Genomic DNA, 25,100 nt, shown 5'->3' with positions numbered 1-25,100 from the left:
GCTTTTTTTGTGCTTTTAGTTAACGGAACTTTCACTTTTACAGATGCTAATAATTGTTTAGTTTTGCTACAGCTTTTAAACTCCACAATGAAATACAAAAGAATACTTTTAAAATTATCTGGTGAAGCCCTAATGGGAAGTCGCCAGTACGGAATAGATCCTGATCGCTTAGCTGAATATGCTCAAGATATTAAAGAAATTACTGACCTTGGTGTTGAAGTTGCCATTGTAATTGGTGGAGGAAACATATTTAGAGGTGTGGCTGGTGCAATGAATGGTATGGATCGTGTACAAGGTGACCATATGGGCATGCTAGCAACCGTAATTAACGGCTTGGCACTACAAAATGCTTTGGAAAATACTGGGATTAAAACGCGCTTACAAACGGCCATTAAGATGAATGAGGTTGCTGAGCCCTTCATTAGAAGAAAAGCAATTAGTCATTTAAATAAAGGACGTGTTGTTATATTTGGTGCTGGTACAGGTAATCCTTATTTCACAACAGATTCAGCTGCTGTATTAAGAGCCATAGAAGTTGAAGCTGATGTTATTTTAAAAGGTACTCGTGTAGATGGTATTTACACGGCAGATCCTGAAAAAGACAGCACAGCCGTTAAGTTTGATCAAATTTCCTTTGATGACGTTTTAAGAAAAGGCTTAAAAGTAATGGACACAACAGCTTTTACTCTAAGTCAAGAAAACGAATTACCTATCATTGTATTTGATATGAATAAAAAAGGAAACTTACTTAAAGTGGTTTCTGGAGAAAATATAGGTACTGAAGTAAACATATAAATATTTGGCTCAACTTTTGTTGACCTCAAATAAAATTATAAGACAATGGACGAAGACATTCAATTTATTATTGATACAGCAAAAGAGGCCATGGATGCCGCTGTAAAACATTTAGAGAAGCAACTTGTTAACATTAGAGCTGGTAAAGCTAGTCCAGCAATGCTCGGAAGCGTAATGGTAGATTATTATGGTTCGCAAACTCCATTGAATCAGGTTGCAAATGTCAACACACCAGATGGTCGTACAATATCAGTTCAACCATGGGAGAAAAGTATGCTTCAAGAAATTGAGCGTGGTATAATGATTGCAAACCTTGGTTTTAACCCAATGAATAATGGAGAAACTATTATTATCAATGTCCCACCATTAACTGAAGAAAGACGTAAAGATTTAGCAAAACAAGCTAAATCAGAGTCTGAGGATGCTAAGGTTGGTGTTAGAAATGCTCGTAAAGAGGCAATGAATGAGATTAAGAAAACCGATGTTTCTGAAGATTTCAAAAGTAACGCAGAAATTGATATACAAGAACTTACTGATTCTTACGTTAAAACCATAGATGGTATTCTCGACGTTAAGGAAAAAGAGATTATGACAGTATAGTCATTTATCTAATCAGAATAGATAACATCCCAAAATTGGGATGTTTTTTTTAATCAAAACTTAAAACTCTAATGCTAAAAAAACTATTTGTTGTTATTTTACTCTGCTTATCAACAAATGGTACTGCTCAAGAGCTGACTGAAAAGCAAAAAGATTCTGCAAGAACCGCTCAAGATTCTATACGAAAGACTGAATTCATTAAAAGTATAGGAAACGGCTACCTTCCATTTAAATATTTCGATTTTGATTTACGATACCTTATCAAATTCAATCAATACGAAGGATTTAGAACAGGATTAGGTGGAATCACAAACGAGAATTTTTCTAAAAAATACAGGATTAACGCTTACACGGCATACGGTTTCGTAGATAAAAGAGTAAAGTTTGGAGTTGGTACTGGTTTTAGAATAAACGAAAAAACCAATACTTGGGTAAATCTATCTTATACCGACGATTTACAAGAGTCAGGAAGCTCAAACTTTTTAACTGATAAACGTTTTTTTACGTTTTTTGAACCAAGACTACTTAATATTGATTTATTTCATAGACATATAACAAAGGCCTTATCAATAGAACATAAGTTGACCAATAGACTACTTTCAGAAACAGAGTTTGCTTCAAGCGCAATTACACCGCTTTATAACTACAACTATATCTTTGATGGTAAATCTTTTGACAATTTCAATATTGGCACAGCAAAATTAAGTCTGCAATGGAGTCCTTTTAGTAAATTTGAATTGAAAGATAGTCGTATTGTAGAGACCAAAAATGGTTATCCAAAATTTACTTTACAAGCCACTCAAGGTTTCAGGTCTGTCTTAGGGAGTGACTTTAAATTTTCAAAGTTAGACTTTCGAACGGTTCATCAATTTAATCATAAGAATTCATCAAAAACAAACATTACACTTGTCGCCGGCATTGCAGATGGTGAAGTCCCATTGACGCATTTATATCATGCATACCCGAATAACATCAATAAACAAACCATTTTACAACGGTTCTCAGTTGCTGGTTTAAACAGCTTTGAAACCATGTACTTCAATGAATTTTTCAGTGATAAATTCTCAACATTACAACTTAAACACTTTTTCAAACCATTTAACATTACCGAAAGATTTAAACCTCAATTAGTTTTAATTTCTAGATATGCCTTGGGTGATATGAAAAGTATTAATAGACATCAAGGCATAAACTTCAATACTTTAAATCATTTGTATTCAGAATCTGGGATAGAAATCAACAAATTAATTTTTGGCTTTGGACTAAGTTTTGCTTATAGATATGGGGCTTATCATTTACCAAATCTTGAGGATAATATGGCGTTTAAATTCACTTTTAATCTTTCCATATAACGTCATATTATAATAGTGTTAATTCCTTAGCTAATCCTTAGGTTTTTTCTACCTTTGCCGCTCATTTCTGAGTAGGTATGTTTAAATTATTAACTAAAGGATTTTGGGAAGCTGTGGCACGATTTATTCTGCGCACAAAAATTCCTATTTTAATTGCTATTATCGCGGCAACTATTTTCCTTAGTATGCAATGGAAACATATGCGTTTTACCTATACAGAAGCGAATATGTTACCAGACAATCACGAGGTAAATCTTACTTACAATGATTTCTTAGAAGTTTTTGGTGAAGAAGGAAATCTCATCGTTATAGGTGTTAAAGATTCGACGCTGTTTACTGTTAATCAACTTAATGCCTGGAACGAACTCGCTGAATCCTTTAAATTTGATGATGAAGTTGAAACAGTCATCTCAATTAAAGACCTCCAAAAACTTACAAAAAACAATCAAAAACAACAATTTGATTTAGAACCGTTTATAAAGGACTCTGTTTCAAGTATTGAAGAGATTGAGAAGTTGCAAGATGAATTATTCAAAAAATACCCTTTTTACGATAATTTCTTATTCAATGCTGAAACCAAAACGATAAGAACAGCAATATATCTGAAGAAAGATATAGTTAATACCTCGGCAAGAAAAGACTTTATCATTGATGAATTGCAATTTAGAGTTGAAGTATTTGAAAAGAATACTGGTCTCGATGTTCGGGTGTCTGGTATGCCGTATATAAGAACACTAAACTCACAGAATATTGTTGACGAAATTCCAATTTTTATTGGTGCTGCATTACTTGTGACATCGCTAATATTTTTCCTTTTCTTTAGGTCGTTTAGAGCTACTTTTATATCATTAATTGTTGTGTGTATTGGTGTAATGTGGACTTTTGGTATACTTGGTTTACTTGGATACGAAATCACAGTTTTAACAGCCTTAATTCCACCTCTAATTATTGTTATTGGAATACCAAATTGTATCTTCTTAATCAACAAATACCAACATGAAGTAAAGTCTCATGGTAATAAAGTAAAATCGCTTCAGCGCGTTATTACAAAGGTTGGTAATGCTACATTAATGACCAACGTTACTACTGCTTCTGGTTTTGCGACATTTATCCTAACCGAAAGTAAATTACTTAAAGAGTTTGGTATTGTTGCATCGTTAAGTATACTAGCCATATTTATTCTTTGCTTACTAATAATTCCTATTATTTACACGTTCTTACCGTTTCCAAAGGATAGGCATTTAGAGCACCTTAATAAACGTTGGATAGGTGGTTTTGTAGATTGGATGGAACATATGGTAAAACATAGAAAGATTACCATTTACGCTTCTGGTCTTTTACTGATAATAGTGAGTATGATTGGTATTAACCAGATAAAAATATCTGGAAGTCTTATTGAAGATATGCCACAAGACAAACCATTCTTTAAAGATATTCGTTTTTTTGAAGAAGAGTTTAATGGTATTATGCCATTAGAAATAATGGTTAACACCAAACGTAAAAAAGGTGTTATGAAATTGGGAACCCTTAAACGTATCAATGAGCTTGAAGAATTGATAGATGAAATCCCAGAATTATCAAGACCAATTTCTGTAGTTAGTCTAGTGAAATACAGCAAACAAGCATACTACAACGGCAACCCAAAGTATTACCAGCTACCTACAAGCCAAGAAAAGAGTTTTATTTTTTCGTATACAAAAAACTCTTCTTCAGATGTTGACTTACTTAAAAGTTTTGTTGATAGTACCGGACAATATGCACGCATCACAACTTTTATGAAGGATATTGGCACGGACAAAATGGAACGTATCCAAGAAAATCTTCAACAGAAGATAGACAAGCTCTTCCCTGATGAAAAATATGAAGTTACCATGACTGGGAAAGCATTGGTTTTTCAAAAAGGAACGAATTACTTGGTAAAAAACTTGGTTATTTCTTTAACCCTAGCCATATTCTTAATCTCGTTGTTTATGGCGTATTTGTTTCGTTCCTTTAGAATGATAATAGTATCCTTAATCCCTAACCTACTACCTCTTTTAGTTACTGCGGGATTAATGGGCTATGTTGGTGTACCAATAAAACCATCAACAATATTAGTCTTTAGTATCGCCTTTGGTATTTCTGTAGATGATACTATTCACTTCTTAGCAAAATACAGGCAAGAGCTTCAGGCAAACCACTGGAAAATTCGCAAATCCGTATACGCTGCATTAAGAGAAACAGGTGTTAGTATGTTCTATACTTCAATTGTACTTTTCTTTGGTTTCTCGGTATTTACCATTTCAAGTTTTGGTGGTACTGTCGCTTTAGGTGCTTTAGTTTCCATAACACTCCTATTTGCAATGTTGTCTAACTTACTGTTACTTCCATCATTATTGCTTTCATTAGAAAGAAATATCGCAAATAAAGAAGTACTTAGAGAACCAAGTATCAATATTATACCTGAAGAAGAGGAAGATGATAATGGTAATGACAAATAAGACATTGTATTAAGTTACTATTTTTTTGTTCTACCTCTTGCTAACTCTACACAAATATTATCTTTGCACTTTAAATTTTTTGAACTATGACAAATCGAACAGTCGCACAATTATTATCGGATGATATCACCTTACAAGAGGTTGAGATTAAAGGTTGGGTAAGAACATTTAGAGCTAATCGTTTTATTGCTCTTAATGATGGTTCTACGATTAATAATATTCAGTGTGTTGTAGATTTTGAAAATACAGATGAAGCTATACTAAAGCGCATTACAACTGGTGCTGCTGTATGTATTAAAGGTGAATTGGTAGAAAGTCAAGGAAAAGGTCAAAAGGTTGAAATTCAAGTAAACTCAATTGAGATTCTTGGAGATTCAGACCCTGAAGAATATCCTATTCAACCAAAAAAACACACGTTTGAATTTCTTAGAGAGAATGCACATTTAAGAACTCGTACAAGTACATTTAGCGCTGTTATGCGTTTACGTTCTTCGTTATCGTTTGCTATTCATAAATATTTTACAGAAAACGGTTTCTACAACATGCACACGCCAATTATTACTGGTAGTGATGCTGAAGGTGCTGGTGAAACATTTAGAGTAACCACTTTAGATGCTAAAAAGCCTAGTTTAACAGAAGAAGCTGAGGTTGATTACAAAGAAGATTTCTTCGGAAAAGAAACAAATCTTACCGTTTCTGGACAGCTAGAAGCTGAAACTTACGCCATGTCTCTTGGTAAAGTATATACTTTCGGACCAACGTTTAGAGCAGAAAACTCAAATACCACAAGACACTTAGCTGAGTTTTGGATGATAGAGCCAGAGGTTGCTTTTATGGATTTAGATGGCAACATGGATTTGGCAGAAGATTTTATGAAATCGGTTCTTAACTATGTTTTAGAGCATAATAGAGAAGATTTAGAATTTTTAGATAAGCGTTTAGCAGACGAAGAAAAGAAATTGCCGCAAGCACAACGTAGTCCAATGAACTTAATTGATAAAATTAAGTTTGTAGTGGATAACAATTTTATGCGTGTAAGCTATACTGAAGCAATTGATATCCTTAGAAATTCTAAACCAAACAAAAAGAAGAAATTCAACTATATCATTGAAGAATGGGGCGCAGATTTACAAAGCGAGCATGAGCGCTATTTAGTTGAAAAACACTTTAAGTGTCCTGTAATCTTGTTTGATTATCCTGCTAATATCAAGGCGTTTTATATGCGTTTGAATGAAGACGGAAAAACAGTAAGAGCAATGGATATCTTATTCCCAGGCATTGGTGAAATGGTTGGAGGTTCTCAGCGTGAAGAGCGTTTGGAAGTGCTTAAAGAGAAAATGAAAGCTTTAGATATTCCTGAAGAAGAACTATGGTGGTATTTAGATTTGCGTAAATTCGGAACAGCAGTTCACTCAGGATTTGGACTAGGTTTTGAACGCTTAGTCATGTTTGCTACCGGAATGAGTAATATTAGAGATGTTATTCCTTATCCAAGAACACCACAAAACGCAGAGTTTTAAGATAAAAACAAAACCTGCAAGGCTAAATTCCTTGTAGGTTTTTTTGTAAATTTAAACCTCAAAATTAAAGAATGGCATTAAAACAATACCTACAATTTAAACTCTCACAAAAATTATCACCTCAACAGATTCAGTTGATGAAGTTAATTCAATTGCCAACCCAAGCTTTTGAACAACGCCTAAAACAAGAATTAGAAGAAAATCCAGCTTTAGATACTGGTAAAGACTCTGGTGACAATGAAAATCTAGATGAGTTTGATAATAGTGCCGATGATTTTAATGATAATGAAACAATAGACGCAGACGATATAAATGTTGATGAATATCTAAGTGATGATGAAATACCAGAATATCGTACACAGGCCAACAATTATAGTTCTGACGATGAGGAAAAGAGCATTCCTTATGCCTCAGGAACTTCATTTACGCAACACCTCGTTAACCAATTAAATACTTTCAGACTTACTGAACAAGAAGAAGAAATTGCGAATTTCTTGGTTGGTAGTGTTGATGAAAGTGGTTATATAAGACGCTCTCTTTCGGATATAACAGATGATTTAGCATTCACTCAAAATGTTTACACAGATGAGGAAGAAGTTGAGAAAGTACTAAAGATAGTTCAGCAATTAGACCCTGCAGGTGTAGCAGCACGAGATTTACAAGAATGTCTAAGTATACAACTACATAGAAAAGAACAAAACCCAGATGTTGAGCTTGCTTGTGCAATCATTGACAAAGCATTTGAACAGTTTACCAAGAAACACTATAAAAAGTTAATGCAGAAATTCAGCATTGATGAAGAGCAACTCAAAGATGCTATTGAAGAAATTGAACGACTCAACCCAAAACCTGGTGGTTCTTATGCTGGTAATAACAGAATTATTGAGCATGTTGTTCCTGATTTTGCAATAAAAATTGTTGAAGGTGAATTAGAATTGACGCTTAATGGTCGTAATGCACCAGAACTGCATGTATCTAGAGAATACAACAACATGCTAAAAGGCTACAAAGACAGTAAAGAAAAGTCTAAAGCTCAAAAAGATGCTGTATTATTCATAAAACAAAAGTTAGATGCTGCCAAATGGTTTATTGAAGCAGTAAGACAACGTCAACAAACGTTGTTCGTTACTATGAGTGCCATTATGGAATATCAAAAAGAGTACTTCTTAACTGGTGATGAACGCAAGCTAAGACCAATGATTCTTAAGGATATTGCAGATGAAATAGATATGGATGTTTCAACAATATCTCGTGTTGCCAACAGTAAGTATGTAGATACACCATACGGTACAAAATTGATTAAAGAATTCTTCTCTGAGTCTATGACTAACGACCAAGGTGAGGAAGTTTCTACGCGAGAAATTAAAAAAATTCTTGAAACAGTAATTGAAGAGGAAAATAAAAAGAAACCCTTAACAGACGAAGCGCTTTCTAAAATTTTGAAGGAAAAAGGATATCCAATTGCTAGGAGAACTGTGGCTAAATATAGAGAGCAATTAGATATTCCTGTTGCGAGATTAAGAAAGAAAATATAACACCGCTTGGATGAAGGATTTTATACTTAAAAGTATCTCGTTTGTTTTTCATCCACTGATTATGCCATTACTTGGCGTAATGTTTTATTTTCATAAAACACCTCGATATATCCCTGAACCTGTTCAAAATGCCAAGATCTTCTCTGTGGTTATTCTCACCATAATACTACCCATTTTACTCTTTTTTTTATTACGAACTATTAATAAAGTAGACACTATTTACCTTAAAACAACTAAGGAACGTGTTATTCCACTTTTTATCAATTGTATTATAATTACATTGATTCTATTAAGAGTAATGACTCCTAATGAGATTGTTGAGCTATACTTTTTCTTTTTAGGGATTTTATGTTCAACCTTAGCCTGTTTTATATTAGCACTTTTTAAGATAAAAGCCAGTATACATATGATTGCTGCATCCGGTTTTTTTATGTTTGCTGTAGCTATCGGGATCAACTATCAAATAAATATTAACGGGACAATTGCGTTAATGATGATTATTCTTGGTGCTATTGCAACTTCTCGCTTACATCTGAAAGCGCATACAAATCAAGAGTTATTAATTGGCTTGTTTACAGGGTTATTTCCTCAGTTGGCCTTTTTGAACTATTGGCTATAGGATATAGAACATTAAACCTAATTTAAAAGATCTCATATCAATAGCGTCACCATTAAACCTCGCTGAGTTATTGAAAATTGGATTAAGTCCATAATACGCATGAAAATTCCATGTATCATATCCAATACTCATAGTCAGCCCATATTGTAAGTTATCAAAATCATCTAAATTAGACAGTTTTAAGTCACCATTCTCACTTTTATACTTGGTTGAGTTATAGAGTAAGTAACCTAGTTTAAATCCAGCATAAATGCGCCAGAATGCATAATCTTTTGATGTAGAAGTTCTCCAACGTAATTCTAAAGGAAACTCAACTAAATAGGTTGTAAACTTATTCTTGGTAACATTTAAATTTGTGTCATCAATATCTGAATATACTATTGCACGTTCTTCATTTCTTAAAATTGACATATCCTGATTGTAAGAATTAGAAGACAAACCAAGACCTAGACCAATTGCAAAATTACGTCTTTGATTAATTGGCATATCTCTTATAAAGCCTAAATGAAACCCAGTTGAAAAACCACTTTGTGTAATATCCTGTGGTCTACTTGTCAGTAAATTATATGTAATAGAGAAATAGAACTGATCCTCTCGATACTTGTTATCTAAAATAGTATCGTCAAGACTATTTGATTCTTGAGAAAATGAAGGTGTAAATAAGAAACACACGACTATGATAATGAAATACTTCATGAATTAAAACTACGAAAAGTTTCATACCTAAATAAAAAAACGCCTTGATTTCTCAAGACGTTTTTCTATAAAACTAAGATAATTGTATTATTCTGCTCGAGCGTTTGCAATATACATTACTTTCAATGTATTGGCTTTTCTTAACTCTTGCTTAATATCAGATACTAAACCTGCGTGAGTATCTTTATCAATCTTAAGGCCTACAACAAACTTTGGCTGTAGTTCTTCTATTAATTCAGCCTGCGCTGCTAAAACACTTGGTTTAACCTCTTCAACACTGATGAATGCATCATTAAATTGAATTCTTGGCTCCTCACCAAACTGTTTATATTGCGCACTCGGCTTACCTGCATAAATAAATGCTGTTCTATCTTTTTTAAGCTTTTCAACCTGATCTGCACTTGGCAGTATGTTATCAATCATCAGCGTACTATCACGCATAACGGTCGCTACCATGAAAAAGAAAAGCAACATAAATACAATATCAGGTAAGGATGCCGTTGAAATCGCAGGCAAGTCTCCTTGTTTTCCTTTTTTAAATTTTGACATAATTGTTACTTTTAATTTTTATCTGGTTCTGCTTCAGACAATTTCATAGGGTACATTTTCTTAATCTGATCTATTCGACCGTTTAGAACTGTATCCTTACTAAATTGATTCTTTTCCTTCTCTTCAAGCATTGCTTTATACACATTATCCGCGTCTGGATAATATCTTTTAAACAAGCGATTAGCTTCTCTCTCTCTAAGGTGGTTATATGCCGCAACAAGCTCATTTTGTACATCCATATATTGCTCATAGGATGTTTCTCTGTCGTGCTTCATTGAAATAATTGCCTTATCTGGGTGATCTGAAGAGGATGGATCTCTCTTCCCTTTACAATAATCACAACTTTGACCTTCTGCATTTGTACCACCACCATTATCTAAAAACTCAATTGCTGCTTGTCTTAAATTCTTCAATTCCATTTGATCTTCTTCTACAAGCAATTGATTGTTTCTATTTATAAGAACAGTAAATAAGTTCTTTTGCTTAATAATAGGTGGTTCTACCTCAGAGTCGTCAATTGGTGGCAAACTTCTTAATAATCCTTTATCCTTCTCAATTGTAGTTGTTACCAAGAAAAATATAAGTAATAAGAAGGCAATGTCAGCCATTGAACCTGCGTTAACCTCTGGTGCTGCTCTTTTTGCCATACTCTACTATTTACTAATTACTTTTTTAACTCCAGAGAAAATCATTGCTAATGCAGCAACTATTATCAATATATAAAAAGCTGTAAGCCCTGCACCAACCATCTGAGACTGTGAATCGGTAGCAAAACCGTCTTCTAGTTTATATTTCATTGTATCACCTCCTGCCATAACGTAAGAGATAATTAATACAGCAGCAAATGCCCCTACACCTATCAACGTATTTTTAAGCCCAGCAGTATTTGTAAATAGGTTTTTAACTACAAACACAACAACAAATGCTAAAACAAGTCCTAAAATGATATACGCGATGTAAGCCATAGGATCAACTAAGCCTGCTTTTTCGCCAGTTTCTATAGCTTCATCACCAGCAGCAATGATTCTCACAAGAGAAACCACACCAGCTAAACTGAGCACTATAGCAACAATTTTTAATATTTTGTGTAACATATCTTTATTGGTCTTTTATTTTTTGTGTCTTACTAATAAATCCATCAATGTGATAGATGCATCTTCCATATCATTTACGATACTATCAATCTTAGCGATAATATAGTTGTAAAAAATTTGAAGTACGATAGCCACAATAAGACCAAATACTGTTGTTAAAAGTGCCACTTTAATACCACCAGCTACTAAAGATGGTTGCATGTCACCAGCTGCTTCAATTTTATCAAAAGCTTTAATCATACCGATTACTGTACCCATGAAACCAAGCATTGGTGCTAATGCGATAAATAAAGAAATCCAAGATACATTCTTTTCTAACTGACCCATTTGTACACCACCATAAGCTACAACAGCTTTTTCAGCAGCGTCAATATCTTCGTCAGCTCTATCTAAACCTTGGTAAAAGATTGATGCAACAGGCCCTTTTGTATTTCTACATACTTCCTTAGCTGCTTCAATTCCACCTGAGTTTAATGCATCTTCTACGTTTTGTGTTAATTTCTTTGTATTTGTAGTAGAAAGATTTAAAAAGATAATTCTCTCAATAGCAATTGCTAAACCAAGAATTAAACATAAAAGTACAATCCCCATGAATCCAGGACCACCTTCAATAAAACGCTTTTTTAATACTTGATGAAAACCTAACTCTTCTGCCGGAGCATCATCTTGAGCTAAAGTTGTAGTAATGGTTGCCGTTGCAGTTGTTAGTGTTGTTGCATTGGCATTAACAGTTCCAATAGCCATTAAACAAGTAATAGCAAGGATAGAAAATAATCTTTTCATTGTTCTTAATCTTAATTTTATTAGTTAAAGTGTTAAAGATAAAAAATTTTATGTAACTAGTCCCTAAAAACTATGCAGAGAGGAAGGGATTCGAACCCTCGATACCCTTTTGGAGTATACACACTTTCCAGGCGTGCGCCTTCGACCACTCGGCCACCTCTCTGTAAATCTTAGTACTAAAATTACAGACTGGCAAATAACGAAAAAAAGTTCAAACACTAAAATTTGAGCCGTTAATTTTAGGTCATTTCACCACGTAGTGGTTTTTCAAAATAATACTGGAATTCCTTAGCCTCTATTTTATAGCCTAATAAATACATTAATTTAGAAACCGCGGCTTCAGTTGTGATGTCTTTTCCTGATATGACTCCTATTTTTTTTAGGTGCGCACTCGTCTCATACTGCCCCATACTTACACTTCCTCCTGCGCATTGTGTTACATTAACTATATGAATACCGCTTTCAATGGCCTCATTCAATTCATTGATAAACCAATCTTGAGTAGTTGCATTACCAGAACCATAGGTTTCAATAATTAATCCTTTTAATCCTTCTGTTTTTAAAATTGCTTTTACAATAGGTTGTGAAATACCAGGAAATAATTTCAAAATACCAATGTTTGTATCCATAGCCGTTCTAACAATAAGGTCTTCAGTAAAATTTTCTTTTCTCAAAAACTCTTGATTCACCTTAAGATGGACACCGGATTCTGCTAATGTAGGGTAGTTTGGTGATTCAAAAGCTTCAAAATGCTCTGCATTAATTTTTGTTGTCCTATTGGCGCGATACAATTTATATTCAAAATACAAACATACCTCGCGGATAACAGTTGCTCCCTGCTTCTTTAAAGAGGCTATTTCTATAGAAGTAATTAAGTTCTCTTTGGCATCTGTTCTTAAATCACCAATAGGCAATTGGGAACCTGTAAATATGACTGGCTTATCTAAGTTCTCTAACATAAAACTTAATGCCGAAGCAGTATAGCTCATTGTATCACTGCCGTGAAGCACAACAAACCCGTCTGTTTGAGCATAATTAGATTCTATAACCTTAGCGATGTCTTTCCAATATATTGGATTCATATTGGATGAATCTATTGGTGTTTCAAAAGCTATGGTACTTATATCACAATCTAAAAGTCGTATTTCTGGAATTTTATCTAAAAGACTGTCAAAATCAAACGCTTTTAACGCACCTGTATGTGGATCTTTTATCATCCCAATTGTACCACCAGTATAAATAAGTAATATTTTAGGTTTTTTCATAGAACTAAATTCCAAATACTTCTTTTGAGTTTTGAGTCGTAATTTTAGCTACCTCATCGGCAGTAATTCCATAAAGTTCGGATATTTTTTCTAAAACCTTCTCAATATACATACTTTCATTCCGTTTACCTCTATAAGGTTTAGGAGCTAAGTACGGCGAATCTGTTTCTAACACGATGTGTTTAAGATCTATCTGGTTAATAAATTGATCTATTCTACCATTCTTAAAGGTTACAACACCACCAATACCTAATTTCATATTAAAGGAAATAGCTTTATGTGCTTGTTCTAAATTTCCTGTAAAGCAGTGAAAAATACCAAATAAATCGTCTGACTTTTCTTGTTCTAAGACTTGAAAGATTTCATCAAAGGCTTCTCTACAATGTATAACGATTGGAAGCTTGTATTTTTTTGCTAGATTTATCTGATGCTTAAAAGCTTCAATTTGAATCTCTAAAGTCGTTTTATCCCAATACAAATCAATACCTATTTCACCGACAGCACAAAAGTTACGCTTGGCAAGCATTTCCTCCACATGAGCCAATTCTTCTTTATAATTAGCCTTAACATGTGTAGGATGTAAACCCATCATTAAAAACACATGATCTGGAAAGTCCTTTTCTAATTGTAGCATTGCCTCCGTATATACAGAATCAATAGCTGGTATGAAGAATCTTTCAACTTTAGCATCAATAGCTCTTTGTATCATTTCTGACCTGTCTTCATCGAATGCTTCACTATATAAATGTGTATGTGTATCTGTAATTATCATGCAGCAAAAATAATCGATTAGAGTATTATATTTGTACAAATCTTAAAAATGGAAACATTAAAGGACTTCCTGCTCAACAAAGGATATTCTCGGGTTAAGTTAAAATTGACTAAAACCAATCACTTTGAAATAAAGGCTTCAATAAATGGTGTTAAAGGACGTTTTATTTTAGACACTGGTGCTTCTAGTAGTTGCGTTGGGTTTGAAGCGGTAGAACGATTCAACTTAAAAGTAAAAGATTCTGAGATAAAAGCCGTTGGTGCTGGTGCCTCTAATATGACGACTAAAATATCAAACTCTAATAATTTAAAAATAGGTCACTGGAAAAGAAAGCGTGTGGCTTTAATTTTATTTAATCTATCTCATGTAAATAATGGTTTGGTTAGTCATAATGCAGATCCTGTAGATGGTATTATTGGTGCTGACGTATTAAAAAAATCAAAAGCAATTATAGATTACGAAAAAAAGTACCTTTATTTAAAATTTACCGAAACAAGAAAATAAAGATCAAACTTAAGTGAAACCCTCAATAATTATAGCAGACGATCACCCGCTAATTCTCAAAGGTCTTGAGGATTTTTTAGAGGAAAACGAATATAATGTTATTGCTAGTGCAAAAAATGGTAAGGAAGCTTTTGCGCTTATTAAAGCTCATCAACCAGATCTCGCTATTCTCGATATTCAAATGCCTTTTCTAACTGGATTAGAAGTTGCTAAAAAATGTAAGACAGAAACATTACAAACTAAAGTTATTCTAATTACTCTCGAAAAAGATGAAAAAACATACAATGACGCTATAAATCTTGGTGTAAACGGCTACATACTAAAGGAATTTGCTCTGGAAGAAATTGAAAACTGTATTGACGCAGTCATTAATAATAGTAACTATTTTAGTTCAGACTTAATAGCTCACTTAGAAACAAATAAAGAACCTACTAATCTTAGCAAACTTACCAATCATGAAAGAGAAATTTTAAAGCTTATTGCTCAAAACATGATTGCATCTGAAATTGCCGAAGAATTTGGCATATCTAGAAGAACTATAGAAAAACACAAAAGCAATATTATTAGGAAACTTGGCATAGATGGTAAACAAAATAGATTGCTTATTTGGGCAAAAGAAAATGCTGAATTCTTATAGTTGAAAAAAAATTGAAAAATACGTAACGTTACGTATAGTTTTATGCAGAATTCTTTCAGACCTTTACATCATAGGTTTAATGGTTACTATTATTAAACTTTGTTGTTAAGTAAGGGTTAACAACACGCTATTAATTAGTTCTTAGGGGATTACTTAAGCCTTGACTTTGGTCAAGGCTTTTTGTTTTAAAAATTAATTAAAAAATACGTAACGTTACGTATAGTGTTGTATTACAATTATTTGCAACTTTACAATGCTATTAATTAATGCCTCGAATTTAAGTTCTCAAAAAGCTCTGAATGTTCATGGTTATAATAGTTCAGAGCTTTTTATATAAATTAATAATAAAATTGCATTATGAATGATAATACCACAACCACAAAAGACAAGTTATTAATTGCATTACTTGCCATTTGTTCTTTAATTGTAATCAGCGTTAACGTCGCAGTTAATTTTTTATAATTACGTTTTAGTTAGTAAGACAAAACAATTATTAAAAAAAAGCGCAACTATTAAATAGTTGCGCTTTCTTATATCTTGAGTATTTAGACTTTTTACATCTCAAGGGCTCTCTTAGGATCATTGTCCATCAGCAACTCAGCTGGATTTTCTAAAGCTTCCTTAACCGCTACCAAGAAACCAACTGATTCTTTACCATCAATAATTCTGTGGTCGTAAGATAAGGCCACATACATAATTGGTCTTATTTCAACATTACCATTTACCGCAACAGGACGCTCTACAATGTTGTGCATACCTAAAATACCACTTTGAGGTGGATTAATAATCGGCGTAGATAACATACTACCAAATACACCACCATTAGAAATAGTAAATGTTCCACCTGTCATTTCATCCACAGTAATTTGCCCATCTCTAGCTCTTAATGCTAAACGCTTAACCTCTGCTTCAACACCTCTAAAGGTTAAATTCTCTGCATTTCTAATTACGGGTACCATTAATCCTTTAGGTCCAGAAACTGCGATACTAATATCACAGAAGTCATAAGACACCATTTCCTTACCATCTATCATAGAATTTACAGCAGGATACAGTTTTAATGCTCTTACCACAGCTAAAGTAAAGAAACTCATGAAGCCTAAACTTACACCATGTTTAGCTTTAAACGCTTCCTTATATTCTTTACGCAAATTGAAAATAGGAGACATATCTACTTCGTTGAAAGTCGTTAACATTGCCGTAGTATTTTTAGCTTCAACTAAACGCTCTGCAACTTTTCTTCTAAGCATTGATAATTTAGAACGAGATTCACCTCGACTACCACCTGTTGGAGTACCCATTGATGGTACAGCCTTTACCGCATCATCTTTGGTAATTCTACCATCTCTACCTGTACCAGAAACAGCGCTTGCAGATATCCCTTTTTCATCTAAGATCTTTTTGGCTGCCGGACTTGGTGTACCAGTTGCATATGTTTTAGCTTCTGAAGCTACAGGCTTGGATTCTTCTTTTTTAGGTGCTTCTTCTTTCTTTTCAACTTTGGCTGCTGGCTCACTACCTTCAGGCTTTGCTGCTGCTGTGTCAATTAGACAAACTATTGCACCAACCTCAACAGCATCACCTTCTTCAGCTTTTAAGGTGATTGTACCGCTTGCTTCTGCAGGTAATTCTAATGTTGCTTTATCACTATCAACCTCTGCAATGGCTTGGTCTTTTTCTACATAATCTCCATCTTGCACTAACCATTCTGCTATTTCTACTTCAGTAATTGATTCGCCTGGTGAAGGCACTTTCATTTCTAAAATCATGCTTTATATGTATTTAAGCTCTAATCTGAGTTTATTATTTTTTTCTATTTTGATTATCCTTGGTTTTATCAAAAACGTAATCTATTACTTCTTGATGTCTTATTTTAGATCTTACTGCGCTACCAGCTGCTGGCGCACCATATGGTCTTCTGCTTGCTGCTCTCCAAGTTCTTGCTGCTTCTAGATGCATTAACATATGTCCATAAGCGCCCATATTTCTTGGTTCTTCTTGTGCCCAAACTATATCGTCTGCATTTTTATATTTCTCTAAAACAGCTTTAATATCTTCTGTTGGTAGAGGGAACAACTGCTCTATTCTAACCAAAGCAATATCATCACGTTCTAATTTTTCTTTCTCATCTAATAAATCGTAATAGAACTTACCAGTTACAAATACCAACGATTTTACTTTATCTGCATTAGCCTCTGCATCGTCTATTAACATTTGGAAACTACCATTAGCAAATTCATCTGCAGTAGACACTACTTTAGGGTGACGTAATAAACTCTTTGGTGTAAATACAACTAAAGGTTTTCTATACTTCGCTATCATTTGTTTACGCAACAAATGGAACATATTTGCAGGTGTTGTACAATCTGCTATAAACATATTATCCTTTGCGCATAATTGTAAATAACGTTCCATTCGACCAGAAGAATGCTCTGCACCTTGACCTTCGTAACCATGAGGCAATAACATTACTAAGCCATTAGAGGTTTTCCATTTGTCTTCACCTGAAGAAATATACTGGTCTATCATTATCTGAGCACCATTACTAAAATCACCAAACTGAGCTTCCCAAATGGTTAAAGTATTAGGACTCGCCATGGCATAACCATAGTCAAATCCTACAACTCCATATTCAGATAATAATGAATTGTAAATATTAAATTGACCCTGATCTTCTGAAACATTATTTAATAAGATGATTTCCTCTTCGCTATCTTCAACCTTTACAACAGCATGTCTATGAGAGAAGGTTCCACGCTCAACATCTTGTCCTGATATTCTAACATTGAAGCCTTCATTAAGCAAAGAACCATAAGCTAAGTGCTCGGCCATTGCCCAATCTAATCGATCCTCATCAAACATTTTTTGACGAGACTCTATTAGTCTTTGAATCTTACGAATAAACTTCTTATCTGATGGAAGATTAGAGATTACTTTAGTAATATCTTCAAGTACTTGTTTAGATACTGTTGTATCCACAGGTTGCATCATGGCAACTTCGGTTACTCTTTCTAAACCTTTCCATTCTTCCTGCATAAAAGCAGTAATCTCAGTCTTATCTTCTTTACGAGAATCTTCTAGTTTTTCCTCTAGCGATTCTTTATACTTTGCTTCGATGTGCTTTACATAACCCTCATCAATGATGCCTTCTGCAATTAACTGCTCAGCATAAATATCTCTAGGGTTTTTATGTTTAGCAATTGCCTTATATAGCAATGGTTGTGTAAACTTAGGCTCATCACCTTCATTATGACCGTATTTTCTATATCCTAGTAAATCAATGAATACATCTCTTTTAAATTTCATTCTAAAGTGTAAGGCAAAAAGTGCAGCGTGAACTACTGATTCTGCGTCATCTGCATTAACATGAAGTACAGGTGACAAGGTCACTTTACCAACATCTGTACAGTATGTGCTCGAACGACCATCTAAATAGTTTGTAGTAAACCCAATCTGATTATTTACAACAATATGTATAGTTCCGTTTGTTTTATAACCATCGAGCTGTGACATTTGTACAACTTCATAAACCAGTCCTTGACCAGCTACTGCAGCATCTCCATGTACAACAATTGGTAATACCTCAGAAGCATCTTTTATCTCATCTCTATCTTGCTTTGCTCTTGCAATACCTTGCACTACTGCACCAACAGTTTCTAAATGCGATGGGTTTGGTGCAATGTTAAGATTGATTTTTTTATTGTTATAAGTTTCACGATTACTTGTCCAACCCAAATGGTATTTTACATCCCCATCAAATACTTTTTCCTCATAATCCTTACCATCAAACTCGCTAAAAATATCTTTAGCAGACTTACCGAAAATATTTGTTAATGTACTTAAACGACCACGATGTGCCATACCCATAACAAACTCTTTTACTCCTTCATCAGCAGCTTTCTCAATAATCGCATCTACTGCAGGAATCAAAGATTCGTTACCTTCTAATGAGAAACGTTTTTGACCTACATATTTTGTATGCAAAAATGATTCAAACGCAACGGCTTGATTCAGTTTTTTAAGGATATACTTCTTCTCGTCATTGGTAAAGTTACCATGATTGTCATTGACGTTAAGCTTATTTTGAATCCATTGAATTTCATTCGGATTTCTGATGTACATATATTCTACACCAATAGAATCACAATAAATTCGCTCTAAATGGTCAATGATAGTTTGAAGCGTAACTGCTTTTAATCCTAATATTTCACCAGCCGAAAAAACAGTATTTAAATCGCTTTTAGACAGTCCAAAGTTTTCAATCTCTAAAGTTGGTGCATACTTTCGTCTAGCCCTAACAGGATTGGTTTTAGTAAATAAATGTCCTCTACTCCTGTAGCCATCTATGAGTTTTACGACCTGAAATTCTTTTTGAATTTGTTCTGGTATTTGCGTAGAAACACCTTCTACTATTTCACCATCCATTCCATAATTTTCAGAGCCAAAATCGTAACCTTGAAAAAAGGCTCTCCAACTTGGTTCTACAGAATCAGGATTTTTAAGGTATTGGTCGTATAAATCAGCAAAGTATGCTGTATGGGCTGCGTTGAGAAAGGAATATTTATCCATTACTAAATTCGAGACGTTGTCGTTTCAACAAAATTTAAGCAAAAATACAACTTTTGATAAAATTAGATGCGGTTTTGTTATATTTATGATAATTAGATTTGAAGATTCTTAAATATGATTTTTATGAAGCGGTTTATTGCTAAAAAAGCACTTATAATTAGCCTTGCTTTTTTCACTTTTTCTATCTTTTCTTATGCTCAAGCCAATGACGAGTCTCAGAACTTTTGGGATAGAGTTCAGTATGGTGGTGGTGTTGGTCTAAACTTTGGAAATGGCTTTTTTAGTGGTATGTTAGCACCTAATGCACTGTACAGATTTAATCCTTATGTTGCCGCAGGTACTGGACTTAATTTTCAATACAGTTCATTTAAAAATGACTTTAACTCCGCTGTTCTCGGTGGAAGTGTCATAGGATTATTTAACCCTTCGCAAGAAATTCAATTCTCTACCGAATTTGAACAACTCTATGTTAGCAGAAATATTGAAGACGCATTTAACGGAGACATTAAAGATAAATATTGGTATCCTGCACTTTTTCTAGGAATTGGTTTTAATAATGGAAATGTAACCTTTGGCATAAGATACGATGTACTTTATGACACAAATAAAAGTATACAACCAGAGGCATGGATGCCCTTTGTTAGATTTTGGTTCTAGAAGAGTCCCCTAACTCTTTCCAAAGGAAAAGGAACTCATCGCAGAGTAAAACTATTTTGACAGAAGTATCTGTGCTGCTTATTTATGAATGTTTTTGTACCACACTTTTTGCCATTCGCGTTGAAGAATCAAAAAAGTAACTTCTTCGGATAATCTCAATGTGTCTTCAGTAACTAAACTTCTGATTTTGTGTTCTGATACATCTATTTGGTATAATAAATTGAGATAGTCTGTAAAACGATGTTGAATGAGATGTTGTATTGTTTCTTGAAGTACTAATTTTAAACTTGTAGGAAGCGTTTCTCTATTAAACTCAAGATCTATATTGGCCAACAATAGGTCTTTATTCAATTGAATAATCAACTTTTCATAAAGCTCCAAAGCATTAGCTTCAGAAATTAAATCTTCAAAATTAGCAGGCAATGCCATTATACACGTCTATTCATCAACTGTTCACCAAAAACTTTTAAAACGTGTTTCTTTTCTTCAGAAATATTTAAGTCGTTCAGCACATCAAACGCCTTTGCAGTATAAGCTCTTACAGCTTGTTGTGTCGCTTCAGCAGAACCTGAATCTTCAAACAACCTCTTCGCCATTTTTACCTTTTCATCATTAGGAATGTTTTCATTTTGCATTTCAGATATGAACTCGTCTTTTTGCTTTTCGGTACCTAATTCTAAAGTCTTAAGATACAAATACGTCTTTTTATTCTCTATGATATCACCACCAACCTGTTTACCGAATGTTTCAGGATTGCCGAAAGCATCTAAGTAATCATCTTGAAGTTGAAAAGCTACACCCAAAAATCGGCCAAAGTCATAAATTAACTCTTGGTCTTTTATTGACGCACTAGCTACAATTGCGCCCATTTTCATGGCGGCACCTACCAAAACAGCCGTTTTATACTCAATCATTTTGAGATACTCAGGTATTGTAACATCATTACGAGTCTCAAAATCTATATCGTACTGCTGTCCTTCACAAACCTCTAATGCAGTCTTGCTAAACAGTTTTGCCAATGCCTGAAAAACATCTGACTTATAATTTTCAAAAAGCTGATAGGCTAAAATTAGCATTGCATCACCCGACAATATTCCTGTATTGACATCCCATTTCTCATGCACTGTTTCTTTTCCTCTTCTTAACGGTGCATCATCCATGATATCGTCATGTACCAAGGAAAAGTTATGAAAAACCTCTACCGATAATGCAGCATCCATCGCTTCGTTAATATGAGCGCCAAAAATGTCCGCAGTCATTACGGTTAATACTGGACGTAAGCGTTTTCCACCTAATTTTAATATGTAATTAACTGGCTCATAAAGGTTTTTAGGTTCTCTTTCGGTCGTAAAATCTTCTAAATAAGAGATAAAAGATTTCTGATAAGCTTCAATGTTTTGCATAAGGCAAAAATAAAGCAATAAGCCTATTTAAAGCCAATGTTACTCATGTTAAATAATTATTAAACTTTGGAAACTTTTTTTGTTTTTAAAGTTTCCATATGTACATTTGTGCCCAGATCATGAGAGAAAATATTATTCAAAAATCAGCAGAACTATTTCTTACACTGGGTTTTAAGAGTGTGACTATGGATGATATAGCCAACGAACTTGGTATTTCTAAAAAGACCATTTATGTCCATTTTAGCAATAAGACCAAACTTGTTGAAGCAGTAACATTCAATTTATTTGATACTATTTGTGATGGTATAGACGGTATTTGTACTAACGCACCAAATCCTATTGAAGAGCTATATTCTATTAAAATGTATGTGATGCAGCATTTAAAAAATGAGAAAACATCACCACAATACCAACTGAAGAAATATTATCCAAAAATTCATGCACAATTAAAATTTAAGCAGTTTGAAAAAATGCACAGTTCTGTGCAAGAAAGTTTACAGCATGGTGTTGATACCGGTGTGTTTAGAGATAATATTGATATTGACTTTATTTCTAGAATGTACTTTACCGGCATGACAGGAATTAAAGATAATATGTTTTTTCCTGCTGAGAAATATCAAATGGAGTATCTCATGGAAAGCTATCTAGAATATCACCTAAGAGCCATAGTAACAGAAAAAGGCTTTGACATACTGAATCAATTTATTGTAAAACATCAATCATAATATATTACATGAAACACATCTTAATAGTCATATCAATTTTGAGCTTTAGTTTGGGAAATTCGCAAGACATTCCGAACGCCTTTAGCTTGCAAGAAGCTATAGATTACGCACTACAAAATAACCGACAGGCCAAAAACGCTCTGAGGGATATTGAGGCCGCAAAAAAACAAAAATGGGAAACCACAACCATTGGTTTACCACAATTGAATGCCACAGTTAACTATCAAAACTTTCTTAAACAACAGGTATCTCTAGTTCCTGCAGAATTTTTTGGTGGTGAGCCAGGTGAATTTGCTGAAGTTATTTTTGGCACACAACAAAACGTTAATGCCACAGCAACTTTAAGCCAGCTTTTATTTGATGGATCATACCTAGTAGGTTTACAATCTGCCAAAGTTTTTCTAGAAATTTCTAAAAATGCAAAGGAAAAGACAGATTTAGAGGTGAGAAAAGGGATTATTAACGCATATGGTAATGTTCTTTTAGCCAAAGAAAGTGTACTAATTTACGAGAAGAATATTACAGTACTTCAAAAAAACTTAGATGAAGTCACTAAAATCTATGAAAACGGATTAGAAGAAGAAGAAAGTGTAGAGCAATTACAAATAACACTTTCGAACTTACAAAGTAGTCTCAACAACGCAAAACGTTTAAGAGACATTGCATATCAAATGCTTAATGTCGCTCTTGGAATTGATTATAATTCAGCAATCACACTAACAGACGACTTAGAAAGCTTAGCGGAAAATAATATTTCTCTTGAGGCATTAACGCAGGCAAATGACGTCACCTCAACAATAGATTACAAAATCGCTGAAAATGATAAAGTTTCTAAAGAATTATTGCTTAAACTAGAAAAAAGCAAAGCATTACCGCAATTGAGTGCTTTTCTTAATGGAGGTTATTTAGGTTTTAGTAATGAGTTTACATTTTTAGACCGAGAGCAAGATTGGGCCGGTTTTTCCTCGTTTGGATTTAATTTAAATTTACCAATATTCAGTTCAGGCGGAAGAAGTGCTGCGACGCAACGTGCAAAAATCAACTTAGAAAAATCTATTGATCAACTGACCGAAACAGAACAGCGTTTATTACTAGAAATAGAAACCGCAAAAAGCAATTATAAATTTGCGACTGAAGATTACTACAACAAAAAACAAAACTTGTCTCTTGCTGAGCGCATAGAGCAAAAAAATCAAACAAAATTCTTTGAAGGTATTGCTTCGAGTTTTGAATTGAGACAAGCACAAACGCAACTATACAGTGCGCAACAAGAGTTATTACAAACCATGCTAAACGTTATTAACAGTAAAGCAGAACTAGAGACAATCACTAATACAACAAGCAATTTTTAAACACCTGAAAATGAAAAAATATATAATCATCACCTTTACAGCGGCCATTTTAATGTCATGTGGTGGAAGCGATAAAAATCAATCAGTAGAAGAACTAGTTGCTTCTGGAAGCCTAGAACAATTACGAGCTAAAAAAACTGAACTAGACACTGAACATAAGGCATTAATTGCTCAAATTGAAAGTTTAGATGAAAAGATCAAAGAACTTAGTCCAGCATTAAAAATGCCTTTAGTCACTGTTTTTACTACTGAACAGAAGAAATTTGAGCATTTTGTTGACTTACAAGGTAATGTCAGCACAAAAAAGAATATTGTTATTTATCCGGAGTATGCTGGTGTTTTGACAAATGTATATGTAAAGAAAGGTCAAAACGTAAAATCAGGACAAGCATTAGCTAAGATAGATGATGGTGGATTAAGTCAGCAATTGGCACAGATGCAAATTCAGGCTGAATTGGCAAAAACAACTTTTGAACGTCAAGAGCGACTTTGGAATCAAAAAATTGGTAGTGAAATTCAATATCTTCAAGCTAAATCTAGTTATGAAGCTCAGGAACAAGCCATCAGCCAAATGCAAAAACAAATTGGTAAGACCATTGTACGAGCACCATTTTCAGGAACAATTGACGATGTAATTACAGATCAAGGTACTGTTGTTGGACCAGGACAATCGCAATTATTTAGACTTGTTAATCTAGATGATATGTATATTGAAACTGATGTACCAGAGAGTTATATCACTAATGTAACAAAGGGAAAGGACGTTGAAATCTTCTTCCCAGTTTTAGGAAAATCAATGACTGCTAAAGTAAGACAAGCTGGTAACTTTATTAATCCTGCTAACAGAACCTTTAAAGTAGAGGTTGCTGTGCCAAATAAAGAAAGAACAATAAAGCCAAATCTTACGGCCAAGTTAAAAATTAACGATTATACTAGTGAGAATGCCATATTAATTCCTCAAAGTATTATCTCCGAAAATTCTGAAGGACAACAATATGTTTACACGGTTACAACTAAAAATGATAGTGTTGCGGTTGCAAAACAAACTATTATTGAAACTGGTAAGACTAGTGGTGATTATATAGAAATTCTTTCAGGACTAGAAAATGGTTCAAAGATTATTGAAGAAGGCGCTAGAAGCGTAAAAGACGGACAAGAAGTAAAAGTTCTAGAGACAAAATAAAATTAACCAA

The 25,100-nt window shown here is 33.8% G+C and carries 24 protein-coding genes and 1 tRNA gene; 13 read left to right on the top strand and 12 right to left on the bottom strand.

The window, feature by feature from the left end:
- The first annotated feature begins 87 nt into the window (after positions 1-87).
- The 7 genes from pyrH to HRU50_RS08060 all read left to right on the top strand — a co-directional run bounded on the left by pyrH (position 88) and on the right by HRU50_RS08060 (position 8,901).
- Positions 88-795 carry a UMP kinase gene (gene pyrH, locus HRU50_RS08090; RefSeq protein ID WP_296349996.1) on the top strand — a complete coding sequence of 236 codons (708 nt, stop codon included), beginning with the start codon at positions 88-90 and terminating at the stop codon, positions 793-795.
- Between the two features lie 45 nt (positions 796-840).
- Positions 841-1,395: a ribosome recycling factor gene (gene frr, locus HRU50_RS08085; RefSeq protein ID WP_296349994.1), complete on the top strand. Its 555-nt coding sequence runs from the start codon at positions 841-843 to the stop codon at positions 1,393-1,395.
- Positions 1,396-1,466: 71 nt separating this feature from the next.
- Positions 1,467-2,747 carry a DUF5686 family protein gene (locus HRU50_RS08080; RefSeq protein ID WP_296349992.1) on the top strand — a complete coding sequence of 427 codons (1,281 nt, stop codon included), beginning with the start codon at positions 1,467-1,469 and terminating at the stop codon, positions 2,745-2,747.
- 77 nt (positions 2,748-2,824) lie between these two features.
- Positions 2,825-5,227, top strand: a complete 2,403-nt coding sequence (locus HRU50_RS08075) for an efflux RND transporter permease subunit (RefSeq protein ID WP_296349990.1) — start codon at positions 2,825-2,827, stop codon at positions 5,225-5,227.
- An 86-nt stretch (positions 5,228-5,313) separates the two neighbouring features.
- A complete protein-coding gene (asnS, locus tag HRU50_RS08070) occupies positions 5,314-6,747 on the top strand; it encodes an asparagine--tRNA ligase (protein ID WP_296349988.1) in 1,434 nt (477 codons plus the stop codon).
- A 71-nt stretch (positions 6,748-6,818) separates the two neighbouring features.
- On the top strand, positions 6,819-8,282 hold the full coding sequence (gene rpoN / locus HRU50_RS08065) for an RNA polymerase factor sigma-54 (protein WP_296349986.1): 1,464 nt from the start codon (positions 6,819-6,821) through the stop codon (positions 8,280-8,282).
- 10 nt (positions 8,283-8,292) lie between these two features.
- Entirely contained in the window at positions 8,293-8,901 is a 609-nt protein-coding gene (locus tag HRU50_RS08060) for a hypothetical protein (RefSeq protein ID WP_296349984.1), read from the top strand.
- On the opposite strand, the gene HRU50_RS08055 is transcribed toward HRU50_RS08060, so the two are convergent.
- From HRU50_RS08055 to HRU50_RS08020, 8 genes are all read right to left on the bottom strand, one after another.
- Positions 8,896-9,597: a porin family protein gene (locus HRU50_RS08055; protein WP_296349983.1), complete on the bottom strand. Its 702-nt coding sequence runs from the start codon at positions 9,595-9,597 to the stop codon at positions 8,896-8,898. The two genes, HRU50_RS08060 and HRU50_RS08055, sit on opposite strands and share 6 nt — an antisense overlap.
- A gap of 87 nt (positions 9,598-9,684) precedes the next feature.
- Positions 9,685-10,146 (bottom strand): biopolymer transporter ExbD, encoded by a 462-nt coding sequence (locus tag HRU50_RS08050; protein ID WP_296349982.1) that lies wholly within the window; start codon positions 10,144-10,146, stop codon positions 9,685-9,687.
- 11 nt (positions 10,147-10,157) lie between these two features.
- Positions 10,158-10,793, bottom strand: coding sequence for a biopolymer transporter ExbD (locus HRU50_RS08045; protein ID WP_296349980.1), 636 nt, complete (start codon positions 10,791-10,793; stop codon positions 10,158-10,160).
- A gap of 6 nt (positions 10,794-10,799) precedes the next feature.
- The gene (locus HRU50_RS08040) at positions 10,800-11,240 is read right to left on the bottom strand and encodes a hypothetical protein (protein WP_296349978.1); all 441 of its coding nucleotides are present in this window, start codon (positions 11,238-11,240) and stop codon (positions 10,800-10,802) included.
- A gap of 15 nt (positions 11,241-11,255) precedes the next feature.
- Positions 11,256-12,023, bottom strand: coding sequence for a MotA/TolQ/ExbB proton channel family protein (locus tag HRU50_RS08035; protein ID WP_296349976.1), 768 nt, complete (start codon positions 12,021-12,023; stop codon positions 11,256-11,258).
- A 75-nt stretch (positions 12,024-12,098) separates the two neighbouring features.
- Positions 12,099-12,186, bottom strand: a tRNA-Ser gene (locus HRU50_RS08030).
- Between the two features lie 76 nt (positions 12,187-12,262).
- Complete coding sequence (locus tag HRU50_RS08025) at positions 12,263-13,288, bottom strand: asparaginase (protein WP_296349974.1); 1,026 nt, start codon at positions 13,286-13,288, stop codon at positions 12,263-12,265.
- 4 nt (positions 13,289-13,292) lie between these two features.
- A complete protein-coding gene (locus HRU50_RS08020; protein WP_296349972.1) occupies positions 13,293-14,060 on the bottom strand; it encodes a TatD family hydrolase in 768 nt (255 codons plus the stop codon).
- Positions 14,061-14,108: 48 nt separating this feature from the next.
- Between HRU50_RS08020 and HRU50_RS08015 the strand changes: the two genes are divergently transcribed.
- Together HRU50_RS08015 and HRU50_RS08010 are read left to right on the top strand one after the other, a co-directional pair.
- A complete protein-coding gene (locus HRU50_RS08015) occupies positions 14,109-14,564 on the top strand; it encodes a TIGR02281 family clan AA aspartic protease (protein ID WP_296349970.1) in 456 nt (151 codons plus the stop codon).
- A gap of 13 nt (positions 14,565-14,577) precedes the next feature.
- Positions 14,578-15,201, top strand: a complete 624-nt coding sequence (locus tag HRU50_RS08010) for a response regulator transcription factor (protein ID WP_296349968.1) — start codon at positions 14,578-14,580, stop codon at positions 15,199-15,201.
- Positions 15,202-15,755: 554 nt separating this feature from the next.
- On the opposite strand, the gene odhB is transcribed toward HRU50_RS08010, so the two are convergent.
- Both odhB and HRU50_RS08000 read right to left on the bottom strand, forming a co-directional pair.
- Positions 15,756-16,970, bottom strand: a complete 1,215-nt coding sequence (gene odhB / locus HRU50_RS08005; protein WP_296349966.1) for a 2-oxoglutarate dehydrogenase complex dihydrolipoyllysine-residue succinyltransferase — start codon at positions 16,968-16,970, stop codon at positions 15,756-15,758.
- A gap of 34 nt (positions 16,971-17,004) precedes the next feature.
- Positions 17,005-19,770, bottom strand: coding sequence for a 2-oxoglutarate dehydrogenase E1 component (locus HRU50_RS08000; protein ID WP_296349964.1), 2,766 nt, complete (start codon positions 19,768-19,770; stop codon positions 17,005-17,007).
- A gap of 123 nt (positions 19,771-19,893) precedes the next feature.
- Here HRU50_RS08000 and HRU50_RS07995 point away from each other — a divergent pair, with 123 nt between their 5' ends.
- Positions 19,894-20,427: an alpha-ketoglutarate decarboxylase gene (locus HRU50_RS07995; RefSeq protein WP_296349962.1), complete on the top strand. Its 534-nt coding sequence runs from the start codon at positions 19,894-19,896 to the stop codon at positions 20,425-20,427.
- A 78-nt stretch (positions 20,428-20,505) separates the two neighbouring features.
- Here HRU50_RS07995 and HRU50_RS07990 read toward each other — a convergent pair whose 3' ends face one another.
- Together HRU50_RS07990 and HRU50_RS07985 are read right to left on the bottom strand one after the other, a co-directional pair.
- Positions 20,506-20,856: a hypothetical protein gene (locus HRU50_RS07990; protein WP_296349961.1), complete on the bottom strand. Its 351-nt coding sequence runs from the start codon at positions 20,854-20,856 to the stop codon at positions 20,506-20,508.
- The gene (locus tag HRU50_RS07985) at positions 20,856-21,830 is read right to left on the bottom strand and encodes a polyprenyl synthetase family protein (protein ID WP_296349959.1); all 975 of its coding nucleotides are present in this window, start codon (positions 21,828-21,830) and stop codon (positions 20,856-20,858) included. Before HRU50_RS07985 ends, HRU50_RS07990 begins: the two co-directional genes overlap by 1 nt.
- Before the next feature lie 119 nt (positions 21,831-21,949).
- On the opposite strand from HRU50_RS07985, the gene HRU50_RS07980 reads away from it, so the two are divergent.
- The 3 genes from HRU50_RS07980 to HRU50_RS07970 are packed head-to-tail and all read left to right on the top strand — an operon-like array spanning position 21,950 to position 25,090.
- Positions 21,950-22,555 carry a TetR/AcrR family transcriptional regulator gene (locus HRU50_RS07980; RefSeq protein ID WP_296349957.1) on the top strand — a complete coding sequence of 202 codons (606 nt, stop codon included), beginning with the start codon at positions 21,950-21,952 and terminating at the stop codon, positions 22,553-22,555.
- Positions 22,556-22,563: 8 nt separating this feature from the next.
- Entirely contained in the window at positions 22,564-23,907 is a 1,344-nt protein-coding gene (locus HRU50_RS07975) for a TolC family protein (protein WP_296349956.1), read from the top strand.
- A 10-nt stretch (positions 23,908-23,917) separates the two neighbouring features.
- Positions 23,918-25,090: an efflux RND transporter periplasmic adaptor subunit gene (locus HRU50_RS07970; protein ID WP_296349954.1), complete on the top strand. Its 1,173-nt coding sequence runs from the start codon at positions 23,918-23,920 to the stop codon at positions 25,088-25,090.
- Positions 25,091-25,100: the final 10 nt, after the last annotated feature.

Origin of the sequence: Winogradskyella sp., from assembly GCF_013213835.1 — a bacterium.
Lineage (GTDB): Bacteria > Bacteroidota > Bacteroidia > Flavobacteriales > Flavobacteriaceae > Winogradskyella.
The sequence above is the reverse complement of the archived record's forward strand: the minus strand, read 5'-3'. Positions and strand labels throughout refer to the sequence as shown.

Coding starts and splice junctions, on each gene's coding strand:
- pyrH (WP_296349996.1), top strand. CDS start 88: ATGAAATACAAAAGAATACTTTTAAAATTATCTGGTGAAGCCCTAATG.
- frr (WP_296349994.1), top strand. CDS start 841: ATGGACGAAGACATTCAATTTATTATTGATACAGCAAAAGAGGCCATG.
- HRU50_RS08080 (WP_296349992.1), top strand. CDS start 1,467: ATGCTAAAAAAACTATTTGTTGTTATTTTACTCTGCTTATCAACAAAT.
- HRU50_RS08075 (WP_296349990.1), top strand. CDS start 2,825: ATGTTTAAATTATTAACTAAAGGATTTTGGGAAGCTGTGGCACGATTT.
- asnS (WP_296349988.1), top strand. CDS start 5,314: ATGACAAATCGAACAGTCGCACAATTATTATCGGATGATATCACCTTA.
- rpoN (WP_296349986.1), top strand. CDS start 6,819: ATGGCATTAAAACAATACCTACAATTTAAACTCTCACAAAAATTATCA.
- HRU50_RS08060 (WP_296349984.1), top strand. CDS start 8,293: ATGAAGGATTTTATACTTAAAAGTATCTCGTTTGTTTTTCATCCACTG.
- HRU50_RS08055 (WP_296349983.1), bottom strand. CDS start 9,597: ATGAAGTATTTCATTATCATAGTCGTGTGTTTCTTATTTACACCTTCA.
- HRU50_RS08050 (WP_296349982.1), bottom strand. CDS start 10,146: ATGTCAAAATTTAAAAAAGGAAAACAAGGAGACTTGCCTGCGATTTCA.
- HRU50_RS08045 (WP_296349980.1), bottom strand. CDS start 10,793: ATGGCAAAAAGAGCAGCACCAGAGGTTAACGCAGGTTCAATGGCTGAC.
- HRU50_RS08040 (WP_296349978.1), bottom strand. CDS start 11,240: ATGTTACACAAAATATTAAAAATTGTTGCTATAGTGCTCAGTTTAGCT.
- HRU50_RS08035 (WP_296349976.1), bottom strand. CDS start 12,023: ATGAAAAGATTATTTTCTATCCTTGCTATTACTTGTTTAATGGCTATT.
- HRU50_RS08025 (WP_296349974.1), bottom strand. CDS start 13,288: ATGAAAAAACCTAAAATATTACTTATTTATACTGGTGGTACAATTGGG.
- HRU50_RS08020 (WP_296349972.1), bottom strand. CDS start 14,060: ATGATAATTACAGATACACATACACATTTATATAGTGAAGCATTCGAT.
- HRU50_RS08015 (WP_296349970.1), top strand. CDS start 14,109: ATGGAAACATTAAAGGACTTCCTGCTCAACAAAGGATATTCTCGGGTT.
- odhB (WP_296349966.1), bottom strand. CDS start 16,970: ATGATTTTAGAAATGAAAGTGCCTTCACCAGGCGAATCAATTACTGAA.
- HRU50_RS08000 (WP_296349964.1), bottom strand. CDS start 19,770: ATGGATAAATATTCCTTTCTCAACGCAGCCCATACAGCATACTTTGCT.
- HRU50_RS07995 (WP_296349962.1), top strand. CDS start 19,894: ATGAAGCGGTTTATTGCTAAAAAAGCACTTATAATTAGCCTTGCTTTT.
- HRU50_RS07990 (WP_296349961.1), bottom strand. CDS start 20,856: ATGGCATTGCCTGCTAATTTTGAAGATTTAATTTCTGAAGCTAATGCT.
- HRU50_RS07985 (WP_296349959.1), bottom strand. CDS start 21,830: ATGCAAAACATTGAAGCTTATCAGAAATCTTTTATCTCTTATTTAGAA.
- HRU50_RS07980 (WP_296349957.1), top strand. CDS start 21,950: ATGAGAGAAAATATTATTCAAAAATCAGCAGAACTATTTCTTACACTG.
- HRU50_RS07975 (WP_296349956.1), top strand. CDS start 22,564: ATGAAACACATCTTAATAGTCATATCAATTTTGAGCTTTAGTTTGGGA.
- HRU50_RS07970 (WP_296349954.1), top strand. CDS start 23,918: ATGAAAAAATATATAATCATCACCTTTACAGCGGCCATTTTAATGTCA.